Genomic DNA, 11,038 nt, shown 5'->3' on the forward strand with positions numbered 1-11,038 from the left:
AAGGTTTTCCTCCTTATCATTATTCGTTTTCCATAGGTTTAGTATAAGGGGTTAAGCGTAAGAAAGAGACAAGGCACCCTTGAGGTGCCCTGTTTGTTGTAAGGAAAAGTGACGTTAGTCTGCGTCGTAGCCTAGGTTCGGTGCCAGCCAGCGCTCTACTTCAGTCACGCTCATGCCTTTGCGCAGGGCGTAATCTTCAATCTGATCGCGCTGAAGCTGTGCCACGGCAAAGTACTTGCTGTCCGGGTGGCTGAAGTACCAGCCGGAGACGGACGCGCCCGGCCACATGGCGAACGACTCGGTGAGCTTCATCCCGGTATGGGCTTCGACGTCCAGCAGTTGCCAGATCGTGCCCTTTTCGGTGTGTTCCGGGCAGGCCGGGTAGCCCGGCGCCGGACGAATCCCCTGGTAGTTTTCGCGGATCAGCTCCTCGTTGCTGAGGTTTTCGTTCGCCGCGTAGCCCCAGTGCACCTTACGCACGCGCTCGTGCAGGTACTCGGCGAAGGCTTCCGCCAGGCGGTCGGCGATCGCTTTCACCATGATTTTATTGTAATCATCGTGCTGCGCTTCGAACGCGTCCGCCAGCGCATCTTCTTCCAGACCGCCGGTTACCGCAAAGGCGCCAATATAGTCGGCTTTACCGCTCAGCTTCGGCGCGACAAAATCGGCCAGGCAGTAGTTGGCAAAGCCCACTTTCTCGGTTTGCTGGCGCAGATGGCGGCTGACTGCCAACACGTGAGTGCGGGTTTCATCGCGGTAAATTTCGATGTCGTCGCCCACGCGGTTGGCCGGGAACAGCCCCACCACGCCGCGTGGGTTGAGGGTTTTCTCCGCGCTCAGCCTGTCGAGCATGTCGTTGGCATCGTTAAACAGGCGTTTCGCCTCCTCGCCCACCACCTCATCTTCCAGAATGCGCGGATATTTGCCCGCGAGCGACCAGGTCATGAAGAACGGCGTCCAGTCGATGTAGTTGCGCAGCGTTTCGATGCTGGCACTGACCTCCTGAACGCCCAGGCGATGCGCGACCGGCGGCGTATAGCTCGACCAGTCAAACGCCAGATCGTTATCGCGCGCCGCCTGGAGTGAAACTGGCGGGGTGCGCGGTTTCTTGCGCCCGTGCTGGATGCGAACGGTTTCGTACTCTTTGCGGGTGCGCTCAACAAACTCGTCGCGCTGGGTGTCAGAGAGCAGCGCGGAGACCACGCCCACCGTGCGCGAGGCGTTCTGCACGTAGACCGTCGGCCCGCTGTAGTTCTGCTCGATTTTCACCGCCGTGTGCGCCTTGGAGGTGGTCGCGCCGCCAATCAGCAGCGGAATGGTGAAGCCCTGACGCTCCATCTCCTTCGCCACGTTAACCATCTCGTCCAGCGACGGGGTGATCAGCCCGGAGAGGCCAATCAGGTCGGCATTCACTTCGCGCGCGGTCTTGAGGATTTTATCCGCCGGGACCATCACGCCAAGGTCGATAATCTCGTAGTTATTGCACTGCAGCACCACGCCGACGATGTTCTTGCCGATGTCGTGCACGTCGCCCTTCACGGTGGCGATGACCATTTTGCCGTTGCTGGAGCCTTTCTCTTTGCTGGCCTCGATAAACGGCTCCAGGTACGCCACGGCCTGCTTCATCACGCGGGCGGATTTCACCACCTGCGGCAGGAACATTTTGCCCTCGCCGAACAGATCGCCCACCACGTTCATGCCGTCCATCAGCGGCCCTTCGATCACTTCAATCGGGCGGGCTGACTGCTGACGCGCCTCTTCGGTGTCCTGCTCGATAAACTCGGTGATGCCTTTTACCAGCGAATATTCCAGACGTTTTTTCACGTCCCAGGCGCGCCACTCGGCCTGCTGAACGTTGGCTGCGTCATCCGACTTGCTGCCGCGGTATTTTTCTGCCAGGTCAAGCAGCCGCTCCGTGGCGTCGTCGCGGCGGTTGAGGATCACGTCTTCCACCGCGTCGCGCAGCTCGGCGGGCAGGTCGTCGTAAATCGCCAGCTGTCCGGCGTTAACGATCCCCATGTCCATCCCGTTGCGGATGGCGTAGTAGAGGAACACGGCGTGGATCGCTTCACGCACCGGGTCGTTGCCGCGGAACGAGAACGAGACGTTCGACACGCCGCCGGAGATGAGGGCATGCGGCAGCTCGCGCTTGATGTCCTCGCACGCGCCGATAAAGTCCTGGGCGTAGTTGTTGTGCTCTTCGATGCCGGTCGCCACGGCGAAGATGTTCGGGTCAAAGATGATGTCTTCCGGCGGGAAGCCTACCTCTTCGGTCAGTATTTTGTACGCGCGGCGGCAAATCTCAATTTTACGCGCGCGAGTGTCGGCCTGGCCCACTTCGTCAAAAGCCATCACCACCACCGCAGCACCGTAGCGGCGGACCTGCTTCGCGTGATGAATAAAGGTATCAACGCCCTCTTTCATGGAGATGGAGTTGACGATGCCTTTACCCTGAATGCACTTCAGCCCTTTTTCGATGACCTCCCATTTGGAGGAGTCGATCATGATCGGCACGCGGGCGATGTCCGGCTCACCGGCAATCAGGTTGAGGAAACGCACCATCGCCGCCTCGGCGTCGAGCATCCCCTCATCCATGTTGATATCGATAATCTGCGCGCCGCTTTCCACCTGCTGGCGGGCAACGTCCAGCGCTTCGCTGTACTTCTCCTCTTTGATCAGTCGCTTGAACTTCGCGGAGCCGGTGACGTTTGTACGCTCACCCACGTTCACAAACAGGCTGTCTTCGCCGATGGTTAACGGCTCAAGGCCGGAGAGGCGACAGGCAACCGGCAGTTCGGGCAGCTTGCGCGGCGGCAGTCCGGCCACGGCGTTGCTCATGGCGGCGATGTGCTCCGGCGTGGTGCCGCAGCAGCCGCCGACGATGTTCAGAAATCCAGACTCGGCCCACTCGCGGATTTGTGCCGCCATGGTGTCGGCATCCAGATCGTATTCACCGAAGGCGTTCGGCAGACCGGCGTTCGGGTGCGCGGTAACGTAGCATTCCGCAATGCGCGACAGCTCCTGCACGTACTGGCGCAGCTCGTCCGGGCCCAGCGCGCAGTTCAGGCCGAAGGAGAGCGCGTCGGCGTGGCGCAGGGAGTTATAAAACGCTTCGGTGGTCTGGCCGGACAGGGTACGGCCGGAGGCATCGGTGATGGTGCCGGAAATCATGATCGGCAGGTCAACGCCCAGCGCCTCGAACTCCTCTTTCACCGCGTAAATCGCGGCCTTGGCGTTGAGGGTGTCGAATACCGTTTCAATCAGGATCAGATCGGAACCGCCTTCCACCAGCGCTCTGGTCGATTCACGGTAGGCAACAACCAGCTGGTCAAAGGTGATATTACGAAACGCCGGGTCGTTGACGTCCGGTGAAATCGACGCAGTGCGGTTGGTTGGGCCAAGCACCCCGGCAACGTAGCGCGGCTTGTCCGGCGTGCGGGCCGTCCACTCGTCGGCGCAGGCGCGCGCAAGCTTTGCGGCTTCAAAGTTGATCTCCGCCGACAGGGATTCCATCTGGTAATCCGCCATGGCGATGGTTGTCGAGTTAAAAGTGTTGGTTTCAACGATATCCGCACCCGCTTCGAAGTAGGCGTTGTGGATATCCTTGATCACGGACGGCTTGCTGAGCACCAGCAGGTCGTTGTTCCCTTTCAGGTCGCAGGGCCAGTCGGCGAAGCGTTCGCCGCGGAAATCGTCTTCGCTCAGGCGATAACCCTGGATCATGGTGCCCATGCCGCCGTCCAGCACCAGAATTCGTTCATTTAACTGCGCACGCAGTTGCTCTACTTTGCTGCTCACACTTGCTCCCGACAACGCTCAACAAGGCCAAAAGGCTGCGTTCCATACTGGCACAATCTCGCAGGGTGGAAAAGTCGCTCAGCGGTAACATGAGACATGTTCACTATCACTCCTCCGATCAGTCAGGATAACGGTTGCAAATTCACCAAATAAAACGAAAATGATTTCCACGATACAGAAAAAGGAGATCGTCATGGTCGCGACCGTTCCCGCTAAACGCGGCAGAAAACCTGCTGCCACCACCGCTGCCGCACAACAGGGTGGACAGGTTCAATCGCTCACGCGCGGTCTGAAGCTGCTGGAGTGGATAGCCGAGTCGCACAGCAGCGTGGCCCTGACGGAGCTGGCCCAGCAGGCTGGCCTGCCGAACTCCACGACGCACCGCCTGCTGACCACCATGCAGCAGCTGGGCTTTGTCCGCCAGGTAGGCGAGCTGGGGCACTGGGCGGTGGGCGCGCATGCGTTTATCGTGGGCAGCAGCTTCCTGCAGAGCCGTAACCTGCTGGCGATTGTGCACCCGATTCTGCGCAAATTGATGGAAGAGTCGGGCGAGACCGTGAATCTGGCCGTGCTCGACCAGAGCGACCATCAGGCGATTATCATCGACCAGGTGCAATGCACGCAGCTGATGCGCATGTCCGCGCCGATTGGCGGCAAGCTGCCGATGCATGCCTCAGGGGCGGGTAAAGCGTTCCTCTCGCAGCTGACCGAGGAGCAGGTGACGGGGCTGCTGCACCGTAAAGGACTGCATGCTTATACCCACGCCACGCTGGTTTCGCCGGTGCATCTGAAAGAAGACCTGGCCCTGACCCGCAAGCGCGGCTATTCGTTTGACGACGAGGAGCACGCCCTCGGCCTGCGCTGTATCGCAGCCTGCATTTTTGACGAGCACCGCGAGCCGTTTGCCGCCATCTCTATTTCCGGGCCGATTTCACGTATGACCGACGATCGGGTCACTGAGTTGGGTGCGCTGGTGATTAAGGCGGCGAAAGAGGTCACGCTGGCGTACGGTGGGATTCGTTAAGCATGCATTGCCGGGTGGCGGCTTCGCCTTACCCGGCCTACATGATGCCCTCTGAAAACCGGATGCAAAACCGCTGCTTGCGGCGGTAAGCGTACACATCTTCCACGTGCCCGTTTTTGATCCGCGTTTGCAGTCCCCGCCAGTAGCTGGCGCGGAACAGATCGGCATGCATCTCTTCGAATAGCGGCCCGATGCGCGGATCGGCGCAGAGCCAGTGGCGAAACTCTTCGGGAAACACATCGCCCGGCGAAACGCTGTACCACGGCTCGCTGGAAAGCTCATCTTCCAGGTAGCGGGGCGGTGGGATATCGCGGAAGTTCACCTCGGTCATGTAGCAAATTTCGTCGTAATCGTAGAACACTACCCGTCCGTGACGGGTGACGCCGAAGTTTTTGAACAGCATATCGCCCGGGAAGATATTGGCGGCGGCAAGCTGGCGAATCGCGTTGCCGTACTCTTCAATCGCATCTCTTAAAGCCTGACCGTCGGACTGCTCCAGCCAGATATTCAGCGGCACCATGCGTCGTTCAATGTAGAGATGGCTGATCGCGATTTTGTCGCCAAGATCGGTGATTTTGGCGGGCGCTTCCTGCAGTAAAAGTGCCATGAGTGCCGGATCGATCTGCTGCTTATCCAGCACAAAGTTTTCGAATTCCTGAGTATCCGCCATGCGCCCGACGCGGTCGTGCTCCTTAACCAGCTGGTAGCAGGCGCGGACGTGCGCGGCGGTCATCTCTTTCTGCGGCGCGAAACTGTCCTTAATCACCTTAAAGACCCGGTCGAAGCCCGGCAGCGTAAACACCAGCATCACCATGCCGCGAATGCCGGGCGCTTCGATGAACTGCTCATCGGCCGTGGTGACATAGCGCAGGTACTCCCGGTAGCTTTCCGTTTTAGCGTGCTTCTGGCAGCCAATGGCCATATACAGCTCGGCCGTGGTTTTGCCCGGCAGGATCTCGCGCAGCCACTCCACCAGCGCGGCGGGCAGCGGAGCGTACACCATAAAATAGGAACGGGCGAAGCCAAACACAATGCTGGCCTCGGCGCTGGTAGTCAGGCAGGTATCAACAAACAGTTCCCCGTCGTCGGTACGATGAATGGGCAGCAGAAACGGCACAATAGCCGTCGGCGTAACCAGTTTGCCCACCAGCCAGGCGGCTTTATTGCGGTAGAAAAGCTCGTTGGCCACCTGCAAATGGCTGTGGCTGAGCACCTCCGCGCCGAATGCTTCTTTGAGATGGGCGTGGATATACCCGATATCCCGGGCTTTATTCTCCCAGGGCAGACGCAGCGGCAAATCCGTCAGCACGCGGTGCAGGAGCTTTTCCCATCCGTGCTCGGGAAAGAAATCTTTCGCCAGCGGACGCGGAATGGTACGAAAGCGCCGCTCGGGCTGGGAGCTGAAGATAAATAACCGCTCAGGAGATAATGAGCGGTGGTCAAATAACCGGCAATAGACGGAGTTGAAAAAACTCTCAGCAATCTCGAAGCGCGGGTAGTCGGGTAACAGATGGGTGTAATGCTCTTTTACGCGCAGTAAAAATTCCGCGTCCGGACTTTTACCGTCGGTAATACAGCGCAGCTGCTCCACCACCAGACCCACGTGGTGGTCATAAAGATGGATACGCTGCTTCATGGCCTGCTGAACCGCATGCCAGTCTGCGTGTTCGAAGCGCTGCTGGGCGCCGGAGGTTACTTCCAGAAAACGACCATACTGGGCATCGAAGCCCTGCAAAATAGTTTGGGCAATCAGTAATTCCAGGCCACGCGACATATATTCCCCCTCACCACCAACCCTCTCCCCAGGGGGGAGAGGGGGAAAAGATTAGAACTGTGCTTCTTCCGTTGAACCCGTTAAGGCGGTGACGGAGGAGGTGCCGCCCTGAATAATCGTGGTCACATTATCAAAGTAGCCGGTGCCCACCTCCTGCTGGTGAGACACGAAGGTGTAACCGTCTTTGCCTGCCGCAAATTCCGGCTGCTGCACCTTCTCAACGTAGTGCTTCATGCCCTCACCCTGCGCATAGGCGTGCGCCAGGTCGAACATGTTGAACCACATGCTGTGGATGCCTGCCAGCGTAATGAACTGGTATTTGTAGCCCATGTCGGACAGCTGCTGCTGGAAGCTGGCGATGGTTTTGTCATCCAGCTTTTTCTGCCAGTTAAAGGACGGCGAGCAGTTGTAGGCCAGCAGTTTGCCCGGGTACTTCGCATGAATGGCGTCGGCAAAGCGTTTTGCCAGCGCCAGATCCGGCGTGGAGGTTTCACACCAGACCAGATCCGCGTACGGCGCGTACGCCAGACCGCGGCTGATCGCCTGCTCAATACCCGCATGGGTACGATAGAACCCTTCGCTGGTGCGCTCGCCGGTGATGAACTCGCTGTCGTACGGATCGCAGTCAGAGGTGATCAGGTCAGCCGCGTCCGCATCGGTACGGGCAATGACCAGCGTCGGCACGCCGAGCACGTCAGCAGCCAGACGCGCGGCAACCAGCTTCTGCACCGCTTCCTGTGTAGGAACCAGCACCTTACCGCCCATATGTCCGCACTTCTTCACTGACGCCAGCTGATCTTCGAAGTGAACGGCCGCTGCACCGGCCTCAATCATCGATTTCATCAGCTCGAAGGCGTTCAGCACGCCGCCGAAGCCCGCTTCCGCATCTGCAACGATCGGCAGGAAATAGTCAATAAAGCGCGGATCGTTAGGTTCGATGCCCGCCGCCCACTGGATCTGATCCGCACGACGGAAGGTGTTGTTGATCCGATCCACGACCGACGGCACGGAGTTAGCCGGATAGAGCGACTGATCCGGGTACATGCTGGAGGCCAGGTTGGCGTCCGCCGCGACCTGCCAGCCGGAGAGGTAGATAGCCTCAATACCGGCCTTCGCCTGCTGCAGCGCCTGACCGCCGGTCAGCGCGCCGAGGCTGTTGATGTAGCCCTTTTTAGAGCCACCGTGCAGCAGCTTCCACATTTTCGCCGCGCCATTTTGCGCCAGCGTACATTCCGGATTGACCGAGCCGCGTAATTTCACCACGTCTTCCGCGCTGTACGGGCGGCGGATGCCTTCCCAGCGAGGTTGTGTCCACTCTTTCTTTAATTCTTCGATTTGTTGGGTACGGGTTTTCATGTGCAGATGCTCCATATTGTTATGTGGTGAGTTACGCCAGGAAGCGGTAGCCCGGCAGGGTCAGGAAGTCGATTAAGTCATCTGATGTGGTGATTTGCTCCATCAGGCGGGCAGCGTCGTCAAAACGCCCGCTGCTGAAGCGGTGTTCGCCCAGTTCGTCCTGGATCACCCGCATCTCTTCGGCCAGCATCTGGCGGAACAGGGTCTTGGTCACCGGCTTGCCGTTGCTGAGCGTTTTTTGATGGTGGATCCACTGCCAGATTGAGGTACGTGAGATCTCCGCCGTCGCAGCATCTTCCATCAGGCCGTAGATCGGCACGCAGCCGTTGCCGGAGATCCACGCTTCGATGTACTGCACCGCGACGCGAATATTGGCACGCATGCCCTCTTCCGTCCGTTCGCCCGCGCACGGCGCCAGCAGCTGTTCTTCTGCGATTGGTGCATCATCTTCACGGGTGACAAACAGCTGGTTTTTGTTGTCGCCGAGCACGCGGTTAAAGACCTCCATCGCCGTATCGGCCAAACCCGGATGGGCGATCCACGTCCCGTCGTGGCCGTTACGTGCTTCAAGCTCTTTGTCGGCTTTCACCTTGATGAGCACCTGATTGTTGCGCTCTGCGTCTTTGCTCGGGATAAAGGCTGCCATGCCGCCCATCGCAAAGGCACCGCGCTTGTGGCAGGTTTTGATCAGCAGACGCGAATAGGCGCTCAGGAACGGTTTGTCCATGGTGACAACCTGACGATCGGGGAGCACGCGATCGGGATAATTTTTCAGGGTTTTGATGTAGCTGAAAATATAGTCCCAGCGTCCACAGTTCAGACCGACAATGTGGTCGCGCAGCGCATGCAGGATTTCATGCATCTGGAATACGGCGGGCAGCGTTTCAATCAGCAGGGTGGCTTTGATGGTGCCGCGCGGCAGGTTGAAACGATCTTCCGCATAGCTGAAGACCTCGCTCCACCAGGCTGCTTCCTGCCAGGCCTGCGTTTTAGGCAGGTAGAAATACGGGCCGCTGCCTTTCGCCAGCAGGGCTTTGTAGTTGTGGAAGAAATAGAGGGCAAAATCAAACAGGCTTCCTGGAATGGCTTCTCCACGCCAGGTGACATGTTTTTCGGGCAGGTGCAGGCCGCGCACGCGACAGATCAGCACCGCCGGGTTCGGTTTGAGCTGGTATATTTTGCCGGCTTCATTGGTATAGCTGATGGTGCCGTTTACGGCGTCGCGCAGGTTGATCTGCCCCTCGATGACCTTACGCCAGTCCGGTGCCAGCGAGTCTTCAAAATCGGCCATAAAGACTTTAACGTTGGCGTTCATGGCGTTGATCACCATTTTGCGTTCTACCGGACCGGTGATCTCAACGCGACGATCCTGTAAATCTTCAGGGATGCCGCGGATTTTCCACTCGCCACGACGAATGGAAGCAGTTTCCGAAATAAAACCAGGCAACTTGCCGTTATCAATTTCCTGCTGCTGATGAATACGTGCCGCCAGCAGCTTATTGCGCTGCGGCGTAAAGCGGGTCACCAGTTCAGTCAGAAATTCTACCGCTTCTGCCGTTAATACTTGCTGTTCTTGCTCGCCATACGGCTGGGTAAAGGCCAGTTCATCGACCGTCGTTGCCTGTTGAGTCATTACTCTGCTCCTCATCAAAGATCCAAAATCACGCTCCCGACGCGAACGAAAGATCGTTGGGTAGTTTTCGCTCAGCAGAATTAAGACTATCTCTATTTTTTCTAAAATCAAAAACAATTTCCATTTTAATTATTAATTATGATTAATTGATTGATTTCATTGAGATTAAAGTTGGATCGAACGGTGAGTGGCATTTCGGAAATAAAAAAGGCACCCGAAGGTGCCTGATTTGAATAGCTGAAACGCTTTAGGATCGTTTAGTGCAGACGATTACTCCAGCGTCGGGTTCATGTGACGCAGATCGTATGGTGTTATCTGGTAGACGTAATAGTTGAGCCAGTTAGTAAAAAGCAAATTCCCGTGGCTGCGCCAGGTCGCTCTCGGTTTGTTTTGCGGATCGTCTTTCGGGAAATAGTTGTACGGGACATCCGGGTTCAGACCCGCTTCGACATCACGGAAATACTCTGACGCAAGGGTGTGCGGATCGTATTCAGGATGTCCGGTCACAAAGGCAATGCGCTTATCTTTACTGGCAAACAGGTAAGCGTCCCCATCTTCCGTTTCGGCCAGGATCTCCAGATCGGTGTAATCACGAATCAGCTGGGCCGGGAAGTCAGCGTAGCGGGAATGCGGAGCCAGGAAAGAATCATCAAACCCGCGCGTCAGCAACGCATGGGGATGGAGAATATGGTGTTCGTATACGCCGGAGAGCTTTTCAGTGCGGGTTTGCTTGGGGATGCCATACAAAATATTCAGTGCGGCTTGTACCGCCCAACAGACAAACAGCGTGGACGTGACGTGATCTTTTGCCCATTCCAGCACCTGTTTGATCTGCGGCCAGTAAGCGACATCGTTAAATTCCACCAGGCCCAGCGGCGCGCCGGTCACAATCAGTCCGTCGAAGTTTTCACCCTGAATGTCATCAAAGTTGCAGTAGAAGTTGTTCAGGTGCTCAGAAGGCGTATTGCGTGACTCACGGGCGTCGATCCGAAGCAGCTGAATATCAACCTGCAGCGGGGAGTTCGACAGCAGACGCAGGAACTGGTTTTCTGTTTCGATCTTTTTGGGCATCAGATTGAGAATAAGCACCTTCAGCGGGCGAATTTCCTGACCTGTCGCACGTGAAGTCGTCATCACAAAGACATTTTCTTCACGCAAGAAATTGACGGCTGGTAGCTCGTCCTGCACCCGAATCGGCATAGCTTTATATCCTCACAGCATACGTATAAACGTTTAGACATCCAGACAGCTAACGATACCCAGAAATGATCGGAATGTCGAGTCTGCAAGGCGAAGGTGAGAAAGTTTCAGGGAGAGGGAGAGGAAGAAAAACAAAAGCAAAAAACCCCGCACCTTTCGGTACGGGGTTCTTCTAATTGATGCCTGGCAGTTCCCTACTCTCACATGGGGAGACCCCACACTACCATCGGCGCTACGGCGTTTCACTTCTGAG

6 protein-coding genes are annotated in these 11,038 nt (G+C 57.3%); 1 reads left to right on the top strand and 5 read right to left on the bottom strand.

The genetic code is table 11. The annotated features are described in order from the left end of the window. Positions 1 to 114: 114 nt before the first annotated feature. A complete protein-coding gene (gene metH, locus C6A40_RS17630; protein ID WP_045335123.1) occupies positions 115 to 3,798 on the bottom strand; it encodes a methionine synthase in 3,684 nt (1,227 codons plus the stop codon). 193 nt (positions 3,799 to 3,991) lie between these two features. Between metH and iclR the strand changes: the two genes are divergently transcribed. Then, the gene (gene iclR / locus C6A40_RS17635) at positions 3,992 to 4,822 is read left to right on the top strand and encodes a glyoxylate bypass operon transcriptional repressor IclR (protein WP_023293555.1); all 831 of its coding nucleotides are present in this window, start codon (positions 3,992 to 3,994) and stop codon (positions 4,820 to 4,822) included. A gap of 37 nt (positions 4,823 to 4,859) precedes the next feature. Here iclR and aceK read toward each other — a convergent pair whose 3' ends face one another. From aceK to metA, 4 genes are all read right to left on the bottom strand, one after another. Then, the gene (aceK, locus tag C6A40_RS17640; protein ID WP_045335121.1) at positions 4,860 to 6,596 is read right to left on the bottom strand and encodes a bifunctional isocitrate dehydrogenase kinase/phosphatase; all 1,737 of its coding nucleotides are present in this window, start codon (positions 6,594 to 6,596) and stop codon (positions 4,860 to 4,862) included. 51 nt (positions 6,597 to 6,647) lie between these two features. Further along, positions 6,648 to 7,952: an isocitrate lyase gene (aceA, locus tag C6A40_RS17645; RefSeq protein ID WP_008503407.1), complete on the bottom strand. Its 1,305-nt coding sequence runs from the start codon at positions 7,950 to 7,952 to the stop codon at positions 6,648 to 6,650. Positions 7,953 to 7,983: 31 nt separating this feature from the next. Further along, positions 7,984 to 9,585 carry a malate synthase A gene (gene aceB / locus C6A40_RS17650; RefSeq protein ID WP_045335119.1) on the bottom strand — a complete coding sequence of 534 codons (1,602 nt, stop codon included), beginning with the start codon at positions 9,583 to 9,585 and terminating at the stop codon, positions 7,984 to 7,986. Between the two features lie 270 nt (positions 9,586 to 9,855). Next, the gene (gene metA / locus C6A40_RS17655; RefSeq protein ID WP_008503405.1) at positions 9,856 to 10,785 is read right to left on the bottom strand and encodes a homoserine O-acetyltransferase MetA; all 930 of its coding nucleotides are present in this window, start codon (positions 10,783 to 10,785) and stop codon (positions 9,856 to 9,858) included. Positions 10,786 to 11,038 lie beyond the last annotated feature (253 nt).

It is taken from the genome of Enterobacter sp. GER_MD16_1505_Eko_090 (assembly GCF_003331015.1).
In the GTDB taxonomy this organism is placed as follows: domain Bacteria; phylum Pseudomonadota; class Gammaproteobacteria; order Enterobacterales; family Enterobacteriaceae; genus Enterobacter; species Enterobacter roggenkampii.

Bases quoted from the DNA above. Each gene is read 5' to 3' on its own strand.
- aceA (WP_008503407.1), bottom strand. From the start codon at position 7,952: ATGAAAACCCGTACCCAACAAATCGAAGAATTAAAGAAAGAGTGGACA.
- metA (WP_008503405.1), bottom strand. From the start codon at position 10,785: ATGCCGATTCGGGTGCAGGACGAGCTACCAGCCGTCAATTTCTTGCGT.
- aceK (WP_045335121.1), bottom strand. From the start codon at position 6,596: ATGTCGCGTGGCCTGGAATTACTGATTGCCCAAACTATTTTGCAGGGC.
- aceB (WP_045335119.1), bottom strand. From the start codon at position 9,585: ATGACTCAACAGGCAACGACGGTCGATGAACTGGCCTTTACCCAGCCG.
- iclR (WP_023293555.1), top strand. From the start codon at position 3,992: ATGGTCGCGACCGTTCCCGCTAAACGCGGCAGAAAACCTGCTGCCACC.